Source organism: Geodermatophilus obscurus DSM 43160, from assembly GCF_000025345.1.
Lineage (GTDB): Bacteria > Actinomycetota > Actinomycetes > Mycobacteriales > Geodermatophilaceae > Geodermatophilus > Geodermatophilus obscurus.
Window position 1 is genome coordinate 964317 of sequence record NC_013757.1, and the last position, 18860, is coordinate 983176.

The following is an 18860-nucleotide window of genomic DNA, read 5'->3' on the forward strand; positions in this document are numbered from 1 at the left end:
GTCTCTCAGGACGCGGCCGTCGCCGCGGTACGGCGCTTGGCCGCCAGCCGGACCGGGTCGGGCCACTTGACGCCGTGCGCCCAGCCGAGCTTCTCGAACACCCAGATCACCCGCGCGCTGATGTCGATCTGCCCGCGCAGGACGCCGTGCCGGGCGCAGGTCGGGTCGGCGTGGTGCAGGTTGTGCCAGGACTCGCCGGCGCTGAGGATCGCCAGCGGCCAGAAGTTGGTCGCGCGGTCCCGCGAGACGAACGGCCGGTCACCGACGACGTGGCACACCGAGTTGATCGACCAGGTCACGTGGTGCAGCAGCGCGACGCGAACCAGGCCGGCCCAGAAGAACGCCGTCCAGGCGCCGGTCCAGCTCGCCGTGACCAGACCGCCGATGACGGCCGGCAGCGCCAGGCTGAGGAAGGCCCACACGGTGAACAACCGGCTGGTGCGGCGCAGGCCGGTGTCCTTGAGCAGGTCGGGGGCGTAGCGCTCGGCGTTGGTCTGCCGGCGGTCGAACAGCCAGCCCAGGTGCGCGTGCCACATGCCCTTGAGCAGCGCGCGGGCGTCGGTGCCGTACCGCCAGGGGGAGTGCGGGTCGCCCTCGCGGTCGGAGAAGGCGTGGTGGCGGCGGTGGTCGGCCACCCACTGCACGACCGGTCCCTGGATGGCCATGCAGCCGACGACGGCCAGCGCGATCCGCAGCGGCCGGGCGGCCTTGAACGAGCCGTGGGTGAAGTACCGGTGGTAGCCGACGGTGATCCCCAGCAGGGTGAGGGAGTAGAAGCCCACGGCCAGTCCGACGTCGAGCCAGGACAGCCCCCAGCCCCAGACGGCGGGGACGACGGCGGCGAGGGCGAGGAACGGCACGACGACGAAGACGTAGAGCGTGACCTGCTCCAGCACCCCCTTCTCCTTGCCAAAGGCGTTCGCCGGGAGCCCGGCATCGGGGGCGGCCGGCCGGAGGACCGGGGCGGTGGGCCGGGTGGGAGCGGGAGCGGACAAGCGGCCTCCAGGTCGCGTCGTGCGGTCCGGCGAGGCCGCCGTACCTGTACGGAACCGTAAGCTACGTCACCGTAGGGAGCCCCGCCCGTCGGGACAGGGTGCGGGACGCCGTGGCCCCCAGGGCGGACGCCTAGGCTCTCGGGGGACGCCAGACCGGCGTCCGCGCGACCCGCAGTGGGGGATGGGGTAATCGGCAGCCCGCCGGCCTTTGGAGCCGGGAAGTCTCGGTTCGAGTCCGAGTCCCCCAGCAACGACAGACGTCCGAGGCCGAGGAGATCCGTGACCGAACCGCTGCAGCCGGGTGCCGTTCCCGAGGGCGGCATCGCCGCCGTCGTCGTCCTCGCCGCCGGCCAGGGCACCCGCATGAGGTCCGCGCTGCCCAAGGTGCTGCACCCCCTCGGTGGGCGCAGCATGCTCGGCCACGTGCTGGCCGCGACCGCGCCGCTGGCCGCCCGGCACACCCTCGTGGTGGTCGGCGCGGGCCGGGAGGCCGTCGAGGAGCACCTGGCGCAGGTCGCCCCCGGCGCGCGGCCGGTGCTGCAGGAGGAGCAGCGCGGGTCCGGGCACGCCGCGGCTGTCGCGCTGGCCGCCGTCCCCGACCTCGAGGGGCCGGTCCTGCTGGTCAACGGCGACGCCCCGCTGCTGCGCCCGGAGACGGTGACGGCGCTGGTCGAGGCCCACCGCGCCGCGGGCGCCGTGCTCACCGTGCTCACCGCCGAGGTCGACGACCCGACCGGCCTGGGCCGGATCGTGCGGGTCGGCGACGGCGCGGTGCAGGCCATCGTCGAGCAGCGCGACGCCACCCCCGAGCAGCGCGCCATCCGCGAGGTCAACGCCGGCGTCTACGTCGGCGAGGCCGGCGCGCTGCGCCGGGCGCTGGGCTCGCTGCGCGAGGACAACGACCAGGGCGAGCAGTACCTCACCGACGTCCTCGGGCTGCTCGTCGCCGAGGGTGCCCCGGTCGCCGGCGTCCCCGCCGAGGACCCCGTCGACGTGCTCGGCTGCAACGACCGCCGGGAGCTCGCCGCCCGGCGCCGCGTCCTCAACGACCGCGTCCTCGACGAGCTGATGCGCTCCGGCGTCACCGTCGTCGACCCGGCCACCACCTGGGTCGACGTCACCGTCACCGTCGCGCCCGACGCGCTGCTCGAGCCCGGCGTCCACCTCCGGGGGACGACGTCGGTCGCCCCCGGCGCCGTCGTGGGGCCGGACACCACGCTCGTCGACACCACCGTCGAGGAGGGGGCGAGCGTGGTGCGCTCGCACGTCCTCGGCGCGGTCGTCGGCCCCCGCGCGGACGTCGGACCGTTCAGCTACCTGCGTCCGGGCTCGCGGCTGTCCGCCGGGACCAAGGTCGGGGCCTTCGTCGAGACCAAGAACGTGCAGCTCGGCGAGGGCTCCAAGGTGCCGCACCTGTCCTACGTCGGGGACGCCACCATCGGCCGCAGCTCGAACATCGGGGCGGCGACGGTGTTCGTGAACTACGACGGCGTCGAGAAGCACCACACCGAGGTCGGGGACCACGTCCGCATCGGTTCGGACACCATGCTCGTGGCGCCGGTCACCGTCGGGGACGGCGCCTACACCGCGGCCGGCTCGGTGATCACCACCGACGTCCCCCCGGGGGCGATGGGCGTCGCGCGGGCGCGTCAGCGCAATGTGGCAGGCTGGGTGAAGCGGCGCCGTCCCGGGACGGCTGCCGCGCAGGCCGCCGAGGCGGCTGGGGATGCAGGGGCCGAGGCGGCGGTCGACACTCGCGCGGAGGCGTCCGAGTAGGGCCCGCCGGCCGCCCGACCGACGCGACGAGCAGGGGTGGACGAGCCGATGAGCGCGATCCGGCAGGCGACCAGCAAGAGCCTGATGCTCTTCTCCGGCCGGGCCCACCCCGAGCTGGCCGACGAGATCGCCGGGCACCTCGGCGTGACGCCGACGCCCACCGCGTCCTACGAGTTCGCCAACGGCGAGCTCTTCGTCCGCTTCGAGGAGTCCGTCCGCGGCTGCGACGCGTTCATCGTGCAGAGCCACACCGCGCCGATCAACACCTGGCTCATGGAGCAGCTGCTCATGGTCGACGCCGCCAAGCGCGCGTCGGCCAAGCGGATCACCGTCGTCGCCCCGTTCTTCCCCTACGCCCGGCAGGACAAGAAGCACCGCGGCCGCGAGCCCATCTCCGCCCGCCTGGTCGCCGACATGTTCAAGACCGCCGGCGCCGACCGGCTGATGACCGTCGACCTGCACACCGCGCAGATCCAGGGCTTCTTCGACGGCCCGGTCGACCACCTCTTCGCCCTCGACCTGCTGGTCGAGCACGTCAAGGAGCGCTGGGGCGACCGCGAGATCACCGTGGTGTCCCCGGACTCCGGGCGGGTGCGCGTCTCCGAGCGGTGGAGCGACAAGCTCGGCGGTGTCCCGCTGGCCTTCATCCACAAGACCCGCGACCCGATGAAGCCCAACGAGGTGGTCGCCAACCGCGTCGTCGGCGAGGTGGAGGGCCGGGTCTGCATCCTGGTCGACGACATGATCGACACCGGCGGCACCATCGTGAAGGCCGCGGAGACCCTGTTCGACGCCGGTGCCGCCGACGTCATCGTCTGCGCCACCCACGGCGTCCTCTCCGGCCCGGCGGTCGACCGGCTGAAGAACAGCCGCGTCAGCGAGGTCATCGTGACCAACACGCTGCCCATCGAGCCGGCCCGCCAATTCGACAAGCTCACCGTGCTCTCCATCGCCCCGCTGCTCGCCCGGGCGATCAAGGAGGTCTTCGAGGACGGCTCGGTGACGAGCCTCTTCGGCGGCGCGAGCTAGGAGGAGGAGCCCGTCCGCCGGCCGACTGACGGCCCCTCCGCAGGGTGCCGCCGCGGGCTTGCGAAGGGTGGGGGCGGAGGGTCCTTCCTCAGCCGGCGCGGCGACCGAGGGCTCGGTAGGTCCACCCCGCGGCGGTCCAGGCCTCGCGGTCCAGGGCGTTGCGGCCGTCGAGCACCCGCTTGCCGGCCACGATCTGCCCGAAGGCGACCGGGTCCAGCTGGCGGTACTGGCGCCACTCGGTGAGCACCAGGACGGCGTCGGCGCCTGCCGCGGCTTGCTCGGCGGTGGGCGCGTAATCAAGCTGGGGCCACTGGCGGCGGGCGTTGTCGACCGCGGCCGGATCGGTGACGCACACCACCGCGCCCTGCAGCTGCAGCTGGGCGGCGACGTTGAGCGCCGGGGAGTCGCGGATGTCGTCGGAGTCGGGCTTGAAGGCTGCCCCCAGCACCGCGATGTGCTTGCCGAGCAGCGACCCGTCGCAGACCTCGCGGGCCAGCTCCACCATCCGGATCCGGCGGCGCATGTTGATGTTGTCGACCTCGCGCAGGAACGTCAGCGCCTGATCGGCACCCAGCTCCCCGACGCGGGCCATGAACGCCCGGATGTCCTTGGGCAGGCAGCCGCCGCCGAAGCCGAGTCCGGCGTTGAGGAACTTCCGGCCGATCCGGTCGTCGTAGCCGATCGCGTCGGCCAGCAGCTTGACGTCGGCGCCGGTGGCCTCGCACAGCTCGGCCATCGCGTTGATGAAGCTGATCTTCGTGGCCAGGAAGGAGTTGGCCGCGGTCTTCACCATCTCCGCGGTGGCGTAGTCGGTGACCACCTTGGGAGTCTGGCGGGTCACGATCTCGGCGTAGACCTCGTCGAGCATCCGCTCCGCGGTCTCGCGGTCCTGGTCGGCGGGCAGGCCGTAGACGAGGCGGTTGGGGTGCAGGGTGTCCTGGACGGCGAACCCCTCGCGCAGGAACTTCGGGTTCCACGCCAGCATGGCCCCCGGCACCTTGTGCGCCACCAGCTCGGCGAGGCGGGCCGCGGTGCCGACCGGCACCGTGGACTTGCCCACGACCAGCTCACCGGGCGCCAGCACGCCCAGCAGCGACTCCACCGCGGCCTGTACGTAGCGCAGATCGGCGGCGTACTCCCCGCGCTTCTGCGGCGTGCCCACGCACACGAAGTGCACTGCCGCGCCGGCGGCGTCGGCGACGTCGGTGCTGAACCGCAGCCGGCCGGTGGCCAGCGTGCGGGCCAGCAGGTCTTCGAAACCCGGCTCGAAGAACGGTGCCCGGGCCTCGTTCAGCGCCGCGACCTTGCGCTCGTCGACGTCGATCCCGACCACCTCGTGACCCAGCTCGGCCATCGACGCCGCGTGCACCGCGCCCAGGTAACCACAACCCACGACCGAGACCCGCATGCCGTCCCCCGACTCCTCGACCGGCACGGTGGTCCCCGGCCGCTCGTCGGACGGTAGGTGCCGCCGCGACCGCCCAGCCAGGTGGTCCGCCTCCAAGGGGTGATCCCCGGGTCGCCGCGGCGGCTGACGTACAGTGGGACCGTTGCCCGGCGAGGGAGACGGTCCCGTCCGTACTCCGTGATCGACGTGCCACGCTCCTGGGGGTAGAGCCCCTCGACGGGCGTGCCGCGCCGTGCGCTGGCCACCGACCCGGATCCACCTCCCCGAGGAGCACACCACCGTGGCTGACTTCCGCCTCGTCGCCGAGGCCCGCACCGAGTTCGGCAAGGGCAGCGCCCGCCGCACCCGCCGGGCCGGCCGCATCCCCGCCGTCCTCTACGGGCACGGCCAGGACGTCGTGCACCTGTCCCTGCCGGCGCGCGAGTTCGCCGCGGCGCTGCGCAACGGCGGCAGCAACGCCCTGATCACCGTCGTCCTCGACGGCGAGGAGCAGCTGGCGCTCACCAAGGCCGTCCAGCGCGACCCGCTGACCCGTGTCCACGAGCACGTCGACCTGCTCCTGGTGCGCCGCGGCGAGCGGACCACCGTCGACGTGCCGATCGTCGTCGTGGGCGAGCCGGGCATCGACGCCATCCCGAACCACCAGCTGAACACCGTCTCGATCGAGGCGGACGCCACCAACCTGCCCGACACCATCGAGGTCGACGTGACCGGCCGGACCGCCGGTCAGAACATCACCGCCGGTGACATCGTGCTGCCGCGGGGCTCGACGCTGATCACCGACCCCGAGGCCCTGGTAATCGGCTTCCTGGGTGCCCCGACCGCCGAGGCCCTCGAGGCCGAGCTCGCCGAGGCCGAGGCCGAGGCCGGCATCGAGCGCGAGGAGTCCGCGCCGGCCGAGGAGGGTGTCGGCCAGGGCGACGTCGTCGGCGAGCCCGTGGACCAGGGCAGCGGGGAGTCGATGGACTCGGCCGAGAAGGGCTGAGGTCCCCGCTGACCGAGAACACCACCCGCAGGGGCGCCGGCGATGCCGGCGCCCCTGCGGCCGTGTCCGAGGGTCCCTTCCTCGTCGTCGGGCTGGGCAACCCCGGCCCGTCCTACGCCGGCAACCGGCACAACGTCGGCGCGATGGTGCTCGACGAGCTGGCCGCCCGCGCCGGGGTGAAGCTCTCCCCGGGCAAGGGCAAGCGGGCACGGACGCTGATCGGTGAGGGCCGCCTGGCCGGCCGCCGCGTCGTGCTGGCCCGCCCCACGAGCTACATGAACGAGTCCGGCGGCCCGGTGCGCGGCCTGCTCGACTACCACTCCATCCCGCCCACGGACCTCGTCGTGCTGCACGACGAGCTCGACATCCCCTTCGCCGGCGTGCGGCTGAAGCGCGGCGGCGGCGAGGGCGGGCACAACGGGCTGCGGTCGATCACCCGGTCCACCGGGACCAAGGACTACCTCCGGGTGCGCGTCGGCATCGGCCGCCCGCCCGGCCGGCAGGACCCCGCGGACTTCGTCCTCAAGGACTTCTCGGCCACCGAGCGCAAGGAACTGGACCTGCTCGTCGCCGAGGCCGCCGACGCCACCGAGGAGCTCCTGGCGCTGGGCCTCGAGGCCGCACAGAACGTCGTCCACCCGCGCACCTGACCCCGCCACGGGTGGGCGAGTCGTCGTGCCATCTCCAGGGTCTGCACTCTCATGGGTCCAGGCCTTCTCCTTCACTAGCCCCCGATGGGACGTAAGACCAAGCGCGTACGTAGTCGATCTGGACGTTTCCTGACGTCCCAGGGGCAGGTCGCCAGGACGCCTCCGTCTGCAGCGACCAGAACATCGGGACACTCGGGATGGCGTGGGGGTCCGTTGTCCGGTATGTGGCACCGTCCAACGAGAAGGTCAAGGACTGGGGGCGCCACTCGATGACCGCTGTGTGCCAGGTGTCGAAAGGCTGTCCGGTATCGACGACGAATGCGTTGACATCGGGTTTCCTATCTCGTGCGAGAAGCCCTCAATCGTCTGCCCTTGATGCAGCCACACTTCCGGGAAATTGAGCTCGCCGTTGGTCCAGTTGTCATCGTGAGGCCACAGAAGCCAGGCGATCTTGTATCCAGGAACTTCATCCGCCCTGAAGCGCACCTCGTAGCGTCCGTAGGTCTGGACGTGCGGTGGGGGGGGGTGATGGACACCACCGCCGCAGGACCGGATGAGGGTGCTCTCAAGTGCTGTGTGAGGATGCCGTCCCGCACCGATACAACGCGGTCGCTGTCATAGACACCGAAGCCACGGGTGTCGAAGAAGCTGTCGTAGGAGGCCCAATTCGGATACAAGTCGGCGAAGTGGCCCAACTCGGCCGTTACATCGAAGTGCTCATCGACCAGTAAAGCCCACTCACTTTGGTGAGCGGGGCCGGCTTCGGTTCCTGCGGAGGAGGGTGCGCCCCCTTCCAGGGACGCCGCGGGTGGCCCAGCCTCCGGGCTGCGTGCTACCCCGTAGCCGTCCAAGCCGTTGAGAGCACATCCCGCAATGCCGAGGGTTGTGGCGACGGCCGTGATGACCACTGAACCCCGCATACCCGTGCGTCGCCTTGTTGGGCCCTCTCTCCGTGTCATAAGCACGTTGACTTCTTCGGACTTGTCACGGTCGGAGCTCAAGTCCACCTGACGGGCCTCACTCGAAGTGATCTGCTCCAGGCCAGCCCCGCCGAAGTCATGGGCCTGTGGATTGCGCCCACGGACGCCGATCCGAACCCGGCGGGGTCGCTGCTCCGGGACTAACCTGGAGGTCCGGCCCCCCGCGCACCCGGCGCGCCGTGCGTGGCCCCCCGACCCCAGGAGACCTCTTCGTGACCCTCCGCGGCGTGCTCGACGTCGTCCTCACCGACCCCGGGATGGCCCGCGTCGTGGCCGCCGCGGGGAACGCGGAGCTGGCGGTCACCGCGCCGCCGTCCGTGCAGCCGCTGGTCGCCACGGCTCTCTCCACGGCGCGGGGCGGCGCCGGCGTGCCCGTCCTCGTCGTGACGGCGGGGGAGCGGGACGCCGACGCGGTCGCCGACCAGCTGCGCTGCTTCCTGCCCGACCGGCGCACCGAGGTCTTCCCGGCCTGGGAGACGCTGCCGCACGAGCGGCTCTCCCCGCGCGCGGACACCGTCGGCCGGCGGCTAGCGGTGCTGCGCGACCTGACCCATCCCGGCGCCAACGGCACGATCGACGTCCTGGTCGCGCCGGTGCGCAGCGTGCTGCAGCCGCTGGCCCCGGGCCTGGGCGACCTCGTCCCGGTCGAGCTGCGGCCCGGGGACACCGCCGAGCTCGACGACGTCGCCCGCGCGCTCGCTGACGCTGCCTACACCCGCGTGGAGCTGGTCGAGAAGCGCGGCGAGTTCGCCGTCCGCGGCGGCCTGCTCGACGTCTTCCCGCCCACCGAGCCGCACCCGGTCCGCGTCGAGTTCTGGGGCGACGAGGTCGACGAGCTGCGCTACTTCTCCGCCGCCGACCAGCGCTCGCTCGACGAGCGCCCGGAGCGGCTGTGGGCGCCGCCGTGCCGCGAGCTGCTGCTCACCGACCAGGTCCGGGAGCGGGCGGCCGCGCTGGCCGCCGAGCACCCCGGGCTGCTGGAGATCCTCGGCAGGCTCGCCGAGGGGATCGCCGTCGAGGGCATGGAGTCGCTGACCCCGGCGCTCATCGGGGACGCGCACATGCAGCTGCTCACCGACCTGGTGCCGGCCGGCACGCACGTGCTGGTCTGCGACCCCGAGCGGGTGCGCAGCCGTGCCGCGGACCTGGTGCGCACCGCCGAGGAGTTCCTCGCCGCCTCCTGGGCGACCGCCGCCGAGGCCGGCGAGGCGCCCATCGACCTCGGTGCGTCGTCCTTCCGCGCCCTGGCGGAGATCGAGGCCGCCGCGCGCGGCCGCGGTCTGCCGTGGTGGACGACGGGCGCGTTCACGCTCGCGGCCGAGGAGGACGACACCCACGTCACCCTCGACGCCACGACCGTCGAGCGCTTCTCCGGCGACGTCCCGCGTGCCATCGAGCAGCTGCGCGACTGGTCCCGGCAGGGCTGGCGGGTCGTGGTGACCTTCGCCGGTCCCGGCCCCGCCCAGCGCGCCGCCGACCAGTTCACCGAGGCCGACCTCGGCACCCGGCTGGTGCCCGACATCGCCGGCGCGCCGGACCCGCGGCTGACCCACGTCACCCAGGGCAGCCTGGAGACCGGCTTCGCCCTCCCGGGTGTGGGGCTGGCGCTGCTCACCGAGCACGACCTCACCGGGCAGCGCGGCACCTCGATGCGCGACGCGGTGAAGATGCCCGCGCGCCGGCGCAACGCCGTCGACCTGGTGCAGCTGCAGCCCGGCGACCTCGTCGTCCACGAGCACCACGGCATCGGCCGCTACATCGAGATGGTCAGCCGCACCGTCAACGGCGGGCAGCGCGACTACCTGATCGTCGAGTACGCGCCGTCGAAGCGGAACCAGCCGCCGGACCGGCTCTTCGTGCCCACCGACGCCCTCGACCAGCTGACCCGCTACGTCGGCGGCGAGGCCCCGGCGCTGTCCAAGCTCGGCGGCGCGGACTGGCAGAAGACCAAGGGCCAGGCGCGCAGGGCGGTCAAGCAGATCGCCGCGGAGCTCATCCGGCTGTACTCGGCGCGGATGGCGACCAGGGGACACGCCTACGGCCCGGACACCGTCTGGCAGCGCGAGCTCGAGGACGCCTTCCCGTTCCAGGAGACGCCCGACCAGCTGGCCGCGATCGACGAGGTCAAGACCGACATGCAGCACCCGGTCCCGATGGACCGGATCATCTGCGGCGACGTCGGCTACGGGAAGACCGAGATCGCCGTGCGGGCGGCCTTCAAGGCGGTGCAGGACGGCAAGCAGGTCGCCGTCCTGGTGCCGACGACGCTGCTGGCCAACCAGCACTTCAAGACCTTCTCCGAGCGCTTCGCGCAGTTCCCGGTGACCGTGCAGGTGCTGTCCCGGTTCCAGTCGGAGGCCGAGTCGCGGGAGATCCTGCGCCGACTGGCCGACGGCGAGATCGACGTCCTCGTGGGCACCCACCGGCTGCTGCAGCCGACCACCCGGTTCAAGGACCTCGGGCTGGTGATCGTCGACGAGGAGCAGCGGTTCGGCGTCGAGCACAAGGAGTACCTAAAGACGATGCGGACGGCGGTCGACGTCCTGTCGATGTCGGCCACCCCGATCCCGCGCACCCTGGAGATGTCGCTGACCGGCATCCGCGAGATGTCGACGATCCTCACGCCGCCGGAGGAGCGGCACCCGGTGCTGACCTACGTCGGTGCCTGGGACGACAAGCAGATGGCCGCCGCCATCCGCCGCGAGCTGCTCCGCGACGGCCAGGTCTTCGTCATCCACAACCGGGTGCAGTCGATCGACAAGGCCGCGGCCAAGATCCGCAACCTGGTGCCCGAGGCCCGGGTGGCGGTCGGCCACGGGCAGATGAGGGAGCACGAGCTCGAGCGGATCATGGTCGGCTTCTGGGAGAAGGAGTACGACGTCCTGGTCGCGACGACGATCGTCGAGTCCGGCCTGGACATCCCCAACGCCAACACACTGATCGTCGACCGGGCCGACACCTTCGGACTCTCCCAGCTGCACCAGATCCGCGGGCGGGTCGGCCGGGGCCGGGAGCGGGCGTACGCGTACTTCACCTACGACCCCAGCCGGCCGCTCACCGAGACCTCGGTCGACCGGCTGACCACCATCGCGCACAACACCGACCTCGGCGCCGGCATGGCGGTGGCGATGAAGGACCTGGAGATCCGCGGCTCGGGCAACCTGCTCGGCGGCGAGCAGTCCGGGCACATCGCCGGCGTCGGGTTCGACCTGTACGTGCGGCTGGTCGGCGAGGCGGTCACCGACTACCGGGCGCAGCTCAACGGCGAGGAGCCGCCGGCCGAGCCGGCCGACGTCCGGGTGGACCTGCCGGTCGACGCCCATCTGCCGCACGACTACGTGCCCGGGGAGCGGCTGCGGATGGAGGCCTACCGCAAGGTCGCCTCGGTGCAGTCCGACGAGCAGGCGCAGGCGGTGCTCGACGAGCTCACCGACCGCTACGGCACCCCGCCGGCCCCGGTGCTCAACCTGCTCGCGGTGGCCCGCTTCCGGGCCGCCGTCCGGCAGTGGGGGATCACCGAGGTGTCGATGCAGGGCCGGGCGATCCGGATCTCACCCGTCCCGCTGGCGGAGTCCAAGCAGATGCGGCTGGCCCGGCTGGCCGACGGCGCCACCTACAAGGCCGCCGTCGACACCATCTCGCTCAAGGTGCCGGTCGGCCCGGACCGGCGGACGCCGCTGCGGGACGTGGCGCTGCTGGACCATCTGCGGTCGCTGCTGGCCGCCCTCCTCGAGCAGCCCGTCGCCGCCTGAAGTCGTCAGGACGAGTGGGGGCCGGCGGCCTCAGCGAGGAGTGCCCCGTCCCGGGTCACCGGCCCCCCCCCCCCCGCAGGGGCCCGCCGCGAGCTCGCGAGAGGTGGGGGCAGGGGGCCCTGCTACGAGGGGTGGCGAGGACGGGTCCTTCCTCATCGCAGCGTCGCGGAGACGCGCGCGGCCAGTGAGCCGACGAACCGCGCGCTGAGGACGCTCGGGCGGCCGTCGTTGTGGTCCCCGTGGTGGCCGGGCACCTCGGTGACCAGCAGGTGCGGAGCCACCCGGCGCCAGGCGGCCAGCGAGTTGCCCACGAGCGGTGGGCGGTCCTCGGCGAGGTAGTAGGTGACCGCACCGGCGTAGGGCACGGGCCGCCAGCAGTTGGCCGTCTCGTAGGACCCCTGGAAGAACTCGTCCTCCGTCGCCGCGGACTCACGGCGGGCCGGGAGCCCCAGCCGCCGGGTCAGCGCGGCGCGACCCTCGCCGGACAGGACGGTCTCCACGCGGCCGACCCACCGTCGGGCGCGCGCCTCCGCCGGGGTGAGGGCGGCCAGCGGGGGCAGGACGTCGATCAGGCCCAGGTAGCCGACGGGTTCGCCCGCTGCCTGCAGCGCGGTCGCCATCGCGTAGGCCACGAGGCCGCCGAAGGAGTAGCCCAGCAGGCTGTACGGACCCGCCGGCTGCACCAGCCGCAGCCGTGCCACGGCGTCCTCGGCGACCTCGACGACCGTCCGCCGGCGCCCCTCGTGCGTCAGGGGCACCTGGATCCCGTGGATCGGGCGCTCGGTCTCCAGGTGCTGCACCAGCCCGGCGTAGGAGTTCAGCTGCCCCCACGCGTCACCGAGGACGAACACCGGCCGACCGCGCCCGGCACGCAGCAGCGGCACCTCCGGGGCGGCGGCCGAGCGAGCCCGGCAGACGGCGCGGGTCAGCCCCGCGAGGGTCGGCTCGGTGAGGAACTCCGGCAGGGGGACGTCGACGCCGAGGTCGAGCCGGACCCTCCGCAGCAGGCTCATCACCTGGCGGGACGTGCCACCCGAGTCGAAGAAGTCGTCCTCCGGTCCGGTCTCGGTCCCGTGCAGGACGTCGCGCCAGAGGGGACGGAGGTCCTCCAGGACAGCCGGGTCGGGGGTGCCGGGGCCGGTGCGGACCGGCGCCGCGACGTCCGGGTCCGGCGCCCGTACGGCCGCCCGGATCGCCTCGAGGCACTGTGGGTTGCGCAGGGCCGCGGCGTTGAGGACGGGGTCGCCGTTCACCGCGTCCCGGGCCGCGCGCTCCGAGCGCTTGCCGTTGTGGGTGAGCGGCAGCTCGGGGACGGCGACGACCACCGAGGGCACGTGCGCCGCGGAGGCCTCCTGCCGCAGCGTCCGACGGATCCCGCGGGCCAGGTCGTCGTCGAACCGGGCACCCGCCCGCAGCACGACCAGCAGCACCATGCGGGAGGAGCCCGGGCGGTCGGGGTCGCGCTGCTCGACCGCCATCGCGTCGGCGACCTCCGGGACGCCGCGCAGCGCAGCGTAGACCTCGCTGGGCCCGATCCGCAGTCCGTCGACGTTCAGGACACCGTCCGAGCGGCCGTGCAGCCGCGCCGACCCGTCGGGGTCGAAGTCGACGAGGTCCCCGTGGGTCCACGTGCCGGGGTGGGCGGCGAAGTAGGAGGCGTGGAACCGGGCGCCGTCGGGGTCGCGCAGGAAGCCGACCGGGCGGGACGGGAACGGTCGCCGGCACACCAGCTCACCGACCGCCCCGATCACCTCGCGGCCCTCCTCGTCCACCGCGGCGACGTCCAGTCCCAGGCTGCGGACCTGGCACCGGCCGCGACGGACGGGCAGCTCGGGGGAGCCCAGGACGAAGCAGCCGATGATGTCCGTGCCCCCGGAGACCGACTGCACCGGCAGGGGGCCGACCGCCTCGGCCAGCCAGTCGAACTGCCAGTCGTGCAGCACCGCCCCGGTCGAGAGGACGGCGCGCAGCCGGCTCAGGTCGACGGCGCCGGCGGGGCGGTAGGCGCCGTCCTGGCACAGCTGCAGGTACGCGGGACTGGTGCCGAAGACGGTCACCCCGTGGTCGGCGACGAGCTGCCACAGCGTCTCCGGCCCGCTGACCGGACCGTCGTAGAGGATGACGTGCGCACCGACGGCGAGGGCGGACAACTGCCAGTTCCACATCATCCAGGCGGTGGTGGTGTGGAAGTAGAGCGTGTCCGCAGGGCTCAGGTCGCCGTGCAGGCGGTGCTCCTTGACGTGCTCCAGGAGCGTGCCGCCGGCGCCGTGGACCATGGCCTTCGGCGGTCCCGTGGTGCCCGAGGAGAACATCACGAACAGCGGGGTGTCGAACGGGCGGCGCTTCCAGACCGGTTCCGGCTCGGTCGGCCCGTCGAGGTCGGACAGCCGGTCGACCGGGACCTCGGCCACCGGCAGGGGCCGGTCGTCGAGGACCAGCAGCCGGCGCACGGTGGGCAGCCCGGCCACCAGCACAGAAACGGTGTCGTCGGCCATCCCCGCGCGGTCGAGGACCAGCAGCGCCGGCTCCACCTGCTCGAAACGACCGAGCAGCGCGGCGGCACCCATGTCGGGAACCGCGGTGGCGACCGCTGCGCCGAGCGCCGCGGCGGCGAGCGTCAGGACCACGGTCCGCGCGGTGTTGGGCGCGACGAGCACCACGCGGTCGCCCTCGCGCAGGCCGAGCCCGGCCAGGACGGTGGCGGTCCGCTGAACCTCGGCCCGCAGCCGCCCGCGGCTGAGCCGCTCCGCCGGGCGGCCGGCGTGCACCGCGGTGATCGCCGGCGCGTCGTCGTCCACGCCGGGCAGCGGCCGCAGCAGCGCCTCGGCGTAGTTGAGCCGGACGTCGGGGAAGAAGCGGGCGGTCTCGACGTCCCCCTCGGTCAGGACGACGTCGGCCGAGCCGGACCAGGGCAGCTCCGACCACTCCAGCAGCGTCCGCCAGAACTGGTCGGGCTGCTCCACGGAGAAGGCGTGCAGCGCGCCGGGGGTGGGCAGGTCGGCGCCGGCCACCTCCTCGCAGCGGGCGCGGAACCCGGCGAGCTGCGGAACCGTGGGAGCGAGCGTCATCGAGGTGTCTCCTCGTTCGCGGCGACCGCCAGGCTGGCCACCCATCCGTCCGGTACCGGCACGTCGCGGACCGACCAGCCGGCCACCGTGCCGGCCTGCTGCCCGATGGGCGGCACCACGGTGCGGGGGTCCTCGAGCAGGCCGGTGCCGCGGGCCTTGAGGACGGCCTCCTTCTGCGTCCACGCCCGCGTGGTGGCGACGGCGCGGGCCGTCGCCGGGAGCCGGGCGAGAGCGCGCTGCTCGATGGGGCTGAGCCAGCCCTCGCCGAGGACGTCCGGCGTCCACGGTGTCACCTGCTCGAGGTCGACCCCGATGCGGCAGTCGCGGCCCACGGCGACCAGGCCCAGGACACCGCTGGCCGAGCAGCTGACGTGGAGACCGGACACCCCCACCACGGGACGGCCGGATGGGGCGGTGCGGAGGGGGACCGCGCCGGGGGCCTCCCCGAGCTCGGCGGCCAGGGCAACCCGCAGAGCGGCCCGGACGAGCACGCGGCGGCGGTGGACGGCGGGCGCGCCGCGCCGCGCGCGGGCCAGCTCGGCCGGCGTGAGGACGCTCGCCGCCCGGGCCGTCGCCTCGTCGTCCGCGCCCAGGTCGACCAGCCGGACGGCGACGTCAGCGCCGGCCCCTGGGGCATCCGCGCAGGTGACAGCTCTGGCAGTCGAGGGCATGCGGCGACGGTGACAGCGGGTCGGGGGCAACGGAACCCCTCCGGCGCGGAACCCCCCAAGCGGGGGACCGCCGCCACCCCGGTGGGTGCGGGGTGCGTTCCGGTCACACCGGCTGTGGCACCCTCCGAACCGTGCAGACGCGTCGCCTGACCGCATCGCTGGCCGTGGGCCTGGTCGCGCTGGCCGGGGTGGCCGGCTGCCGCAGCGACCCGGGCGTGGCCGCATACGTCGGCGACGAGCGGGTGACCGTCGGCGAGCTGCGGACCGCGGTCGACACCCGCCTCGAGGACCCGGCGCTGGCCGAGGCCGCCGCCGGGCGCGAGGACGAGTTCACCCGCCTGGTCCTCCGCCGGCTGGTGGAGGCCGAGCTCTACGACCGGTTCGCGCAGCGATACGGCGTCACGGTGGACGACGGCGACGTGCGGGCGCGGCTCGACGAGCTGCTCGCCGGCGAGGACCCGGAGGCGGTCTACGCGCAGGCCGCCTCCCAGGGCGTCGCGCGGGCCGACGTGTTCGAGACCGTCCGCCAGCAGGTGCTGCGCCAGCGGGTCGCTGAGTCCCAGGGGCTGGTCCGGGGGCTCAGCGAGGAGGAGCTGCGCGCCGCGTACGAGGAGCAGGCGCCGTCGCTCGCGCAGGTCCGGTTGGGCTACGTCAACGTCCCCGACCAGGGCGCCGCCGACGCCGCGGTCGCCACGCTGCAGGCCGACCCGGGGGCCTATCCCGCGATCGCCGCGCAGTTCCCCGGCGCGACGACGCTGCCCGAGGTGGCGACGCGGGCGCCGGACCAGGTGCCGGCGCCGCTGGCCGACGTCGTCGTCTCCGCCGCGCCGAACTCGGCCACCTCGTTGACGCTCCCCGACCTGCCCGGCGTCCTGGTCGTCTTCGTCGGCGAGCCGGCCGTGCCGAGCTTCGAGGAGGTCCGCCCCCAGCTGGAGGAGTCCGCCCGGGGCGAGTCGGACGCCGCCGCGCAGCAACTGGTCGCCGACGTCCGCGCCGGCATCGACGTCACGGTGAACCCGCGCTTCGGCGTCATCGAGGAGGGGGAGATCGTCCCGTCCGACGGCGGGGTCGTCGACATCCTCGAGGAGGCCGGCGGCACGGCTCCGGCGGCTGCCGGAGACTGACCGGGTGCCCGTCGCGCTCGCCGTCGTCGTCCACCCCGCCCTCCCCGGTCTGCTCGGCCCCGCTGCCTGGCGGGCGCTGTCGAGCGGGCGCCCGGTCGTCGCGCTGCCCGGCGCCGCCGCGGCCGCCGACGCGCTGCGCGCCGAGGGCCTGCCGGTGGACGACGTCCCGGACGCCGCGGCCGCCGCCGCCCGCCCGGACAGCGTGGTCGCCCTCGTGCCGGCCGGGACGGAGGTGGACGCCGGCGAGGTCGTCGAGCTCGCCGCACCCGCCGGGGTTCGGCTGCTCGACGTCGTGCGGGTGATGGACGTGCTGCGCTCGCCCGGCGGCTGCCCGTGGGACGCCGAGCAGACGCACGCCTCGCTGCGCGGCTACCTGCTCGAGGAGGCGCACGAGGCCTACGACGCGATCGTCGACGACGACGCGGCCGGCATGCGCGAGGAGCTCGGGGACGTGCTACTGCAGGTGGTCTTCCACGCGCGGGTCGCCGCGGAGGCCGACCCGTCCCGCCGCTTCACGGTGGACGACGTCGCCGGTGACCTGGTCGACAAGCTGGTCCGGCGGCACCCGCACGTGTTCGGCGACGCCGGCCCGCGCGACGTGGCGCAGGTCGAGGCGGGCTGGGAGGAGATCAAGAAGGCCGAGAAGCAGCGGCGCTCGCCGACCGAGGGCGTCTCGCGTTCGCAGCCCGCAGCATCGTGGGGAGCGGCGCTGGTGCGCCGCGCGACCCGCGCCGGCCTGACCACGCCCGAGCCCGCGGAGCTCGGCTCGGCCAGCCCGGAGGAGCTGGGGGAGCGGCTGCTGGCTGTCGTCACCGCCGCGGAACAGCGCGGCTGGGACGTCGAGGACGCGCTGCGCGAGGCGGTCCGCCGTTATGCCGGCGAGCTGGATGCCGAGGCGGAGACGCGCGAGGCCGAGACGCGCGCGGCCGACTGACCGATCCCGACCGGACCGGTCGTCGCCTCGCCCGACGGTGAGGTCCGGGTCGGCCACCCGCCCCGCTTCGGCGCCGTCCTCGACCTCCCGCCCTCCTGAGGCGGGCACGGGAGCAGCCAGGTGGTGGGGCCACGGACGGCTGCGCGCGGCAGGTGAGCGGCTCGCCGGGGCGTCGCTAGGCTGACCCCCGTGCCCAGCATCGACGCCGTAGGCGCGCGGGAGATCCTCGACTCGCGCGGAAACCCCACCGTGGAGGTCGAGGTCGCCCTCGACGACGGGACGATCACGCGGGCCGCCGTGCCCAGCGGCGCCTCTACCGGCGCCTTCGAGGCGGTGGAGCTCCGGGACGGCGGTGAGCGCTACGGCGGCAAGGGCGTGACCAAGGCCGTCGACGGCGTCCTCGACGTCATCGGTCCCGAGCTGGTCGGCTACGACGCCAGCGAGCAGCGGCTGGTCGACCAGCGGCTGCTGGACCTCGACGGGACGCCGGACAAGTCCCGCCTGGGCGCCAACGCGATCCTCGGCGTCAGCCTCGCGGTGGCCAAGGCCGCCGCCGAGTCCGCCGGCCTGCCGCTGTTCCGCTACGTCGGCGGACCCTCGTCGCACCTGCTACCGGTACCGATGATGAACATCCTCAACGGGGGCGCCCACGCCGACAGCAACGTCGACGTGCAGGAGTTCATGATCGCCCCGATCGGCGCGCCGACCTTCGCCGAGGCGCTGGCCATGGGCACCGAGACCTACCACGCCCTCAAGTCGGTCCTGAAGAAGGACGGCCTGTCCACCGGGCTGGGCGACGAGGGCGGCTTCGCGCCGAACCTCTCCAGCAACCGGGCGGCGCTCGACCTGATCGTCCGGGCCGTCGAGTCGGCTGGCTACTCCGTGGGCACCGACATCGCCTTCGCCCTCGACGTCGCGGCCACCGAGTTCCACGCGGACGGCGCGTACGCCTTCGAGGGCAGGAAGCTGTCGGCGGAGGAGATGACCGCGTACTACACCGAGCTGGTCGACGCCTACCCGATCGTCTCGATCGAGGACCCGCTGTCGGAGGAGGACTGGGACGGCTGGGTCGCCCTCACCGCCGCCCTCGGGAACCGGGTGCAGATCGTCGGCGACGACCTATTCGTGACCAACCCGTCCCGGCTGGCCGACGGCATCGCCCGCAACGCCGCCAACGCGCTGCTGGTGAAGGTCAACCAGATCGGCACGCTCACGGAGACCCTCGACGCGGTCAACCTGGCGCACCGCAGCGGCTACCGCTGCATGATGAGCCACCGCTCCGGCGAGACCGAGGACACCACGATCGCCGACCTCGCCGTCGCCACCGACTGCGGGCAGATCAAGACCGGTGCGCCGGCACGCAGCGAGCGCGTCGCCAAGTACAACCAGCTGCTGCGGATCGAGGAGGAGCTGGACGACGCCGCCCGGTACGCCGGTGCGGCCGCCTTCCCACGGCTGGGCGCGGCGGCCGGCGAGTGACCGGCCGCG

The 18860-nt window shown here is 73.7% G+C and carries 12 protein-coding genes and 1 tRNA gene; 9 read left to right on the plus strand and 4 right to left on the minus strand.

Annotation, left to right across the window (positions count from 1 at the left end; all coding sequences use genetic code 11):
• Positions 1 to 5: 5 nt before the first annotated feature.
• Complete coding sequence (locus GOBS_RS04510) at positions 6 to 995, minus strand: acyl-CoA desaturase (RefSeq protein WP_012947112.1); 990 nt, start codon at positions 993 to 995, stop codon at positions 6 to 8.
• Positions 996 to 1170: 175 nt separating this feature from the next.
• Here GOBS_RS04510 and GOBS_RS04515 point away from each other — a divergent pair.
• The 3 genes from GOBS_RS04515 to GOBS_RS04525 all read left to right on the plus strand — a co-directional run bounded on the left by GOBS_RS04515 (position 1171) and on the right by GOBS_RS04525 (position 3800).
• Positions 1171 to 1243: transfer RNA gene (locus tag GOBS_RS04515), tRNA-Gln, on the plus strand.
• A gap of 31 nt (positions 1244 to 1274) precedes the next feature.
• Entirely contained in the window at positions 1275 to 2771 is a 1497-nt protein-coding gene (gene glmU / locus GOBS_RS04520; RefSeq protein WP_012947113.1) for a bifunctional UDP-N-acetylglucosamine diphosphorylase/glucosamine-1-phosphate N-acetyltransferase GlmU, read from the plus strand.
• Between the two features lie 48 nt (positions 2772 to 2819).
• The gene (locus GOBS_RS04525) at positions 2820 to 3800 is read left to right on the plus strand and encodes a ribose-phosphate diphosphokinase (protein WP_012947114.1); all 981 of its coding nucleotides are present in this window, start codon (positions 2820 to 2822) and stop codon (positions 3798 to 3800) included.
• An 88-nt stretch (positions 3801 to 3888) separates the two neighbouring features.
• On the opposite strand, the gene GOBS_RS04530 is transcribed toward GOBS_RS04525, so the two are convergent.
• Entirely contained in the window at positions 3889 to 5208 is a 1320-nt protein-coding gene (locus GOBS_RS04530) for a UDP-glucose dehydrogenase family protein (protein ID WP_012947115.1), read from the minus strand.
• 280 nt (positions 5209 to 5488) lie between these two features.
• On the opposite strand from GOBS_RS04530, the gene GOBS_RS04535 reads away from it, so the two are divergent.
• The 3 genes from GOBS_RS04535 to mfd all read left to right on the plus strand — a co-directional run bounded on the left by GOBS_RS04535 (position 5489) and on the right by mfd (position 11575).
• The gene (locus GOBS_RS04535; protein WP_012947116.1) at positions 5489 to 6193 is read left to right on the plus strand and encodes a 50S ribosomal protein L25/general stress protein Ctc; all 705 of its coding nucleotides are present in this window, start codon (positions 5489 to 5491) and stop codon (positions 6191 to 6193) included.
• Between the two features lie 62 nt (positions 6194 to 6255).
• Positions 6256 to 6843, plus strand: a complete 588-nt coding sequence (pth, locus tag GOBS_RS04540) for an aminoacyl-tRNA hydrolase (RefSeq protein ID WP_012947117.1) — start codon at positions 6256 to 6258, stop codon at positions 6841 to 6843.
• Positions 6844 to 8035: 1192 nt separating this feature from the next.
• Positions 8036 to 11575, plus strand: coding sequence for a transcription-repair coupling factor (mfd, locus tag GOBS_RS04545; protein ID WP_012947118.1), 3540 nt, complete (start codon positions 8036 to 8038; stop codon positions 11573 to 11575).
• 152 nt (positions 11576 to 11727) lie between these two features.
• Here mfd and GOBS_RS04550 read toward each other — a convergent pair whose 3' ends face one another.
• Both GOBS_RS04550 and GOBS_RS04555 read right to left on the minus strand, forming a co-directional pair.
• Entirely contained in the window at positions 11728 to 14643 is a 2916-nt protein-coding gene (locus GOBS_RS04550; RefSeq protein WP_012947119.1) for an acetoacetate--CoA ligase, read from the minus strand.
• Positions 14640 to 15314 carry a 4'-phosphopantetheinyl transferase family protein gene (locus tag GOBS_RS04555; RefSeq protein WP_012947120.1) on the minus strand — a complete coding sequence of 225 codons (675 nt, stop codon included), beginning with the start codon at positions 15312 to 15314 and terminating at the stop codon, positions 14640 to 14642. The genes GOBS_RS04550 and GOBS_RS04555 overlap by 4 nt, the downstream gene beginning before the upstream one ends.
• 131 nt (positions 15315 to 15445) lie before the next feature.
• Between GOBS_RS04555 and GOBS_RS25185 the strand changes: the two genes are divergently transcribed.
• From GOBS_RS25185 to eno, 3 genes are all read left to right on the plus strand, one after another.
• Positions 15446 to 16438, plus strand: coding sequence for a peptidylprolyl isomerase (locus tag GOBS_RS25185; RefSeq protein ID WP_166487290.1), 993 nt, complete (start codon positions 15446 to 15448; stop codon positions 16436 to 16438).
• A 4-nt stretch (positions 16439 to 16442) separates the two neighbouring features.
• Entirely contained in the window at positions 16443 to 17372 is a 930-nt protein-coding gene (locus GOBS_RS04565) for a nucleoside triphosphate pyrophosphohydrolase (RefSeq protein WP_012947122.1), read from the plus strand.
• Between the two features lie 189 nt (positions 17373 to 17561).
• On the plus strand, positions 17562 to 18851 hold the full coding sequence (eno, locus tag GOBS_RS04570) for a phosphopyruvate hydratase (RefSeq protein ID WP_012947123.1): 1290 nt from the start codon (positions 17562 to 17564) through the stop codon (positions 18849 to 18851).
• The last annotated feature ends 9 nt before the right edge of the window (positions 18852 to 18860 follow it).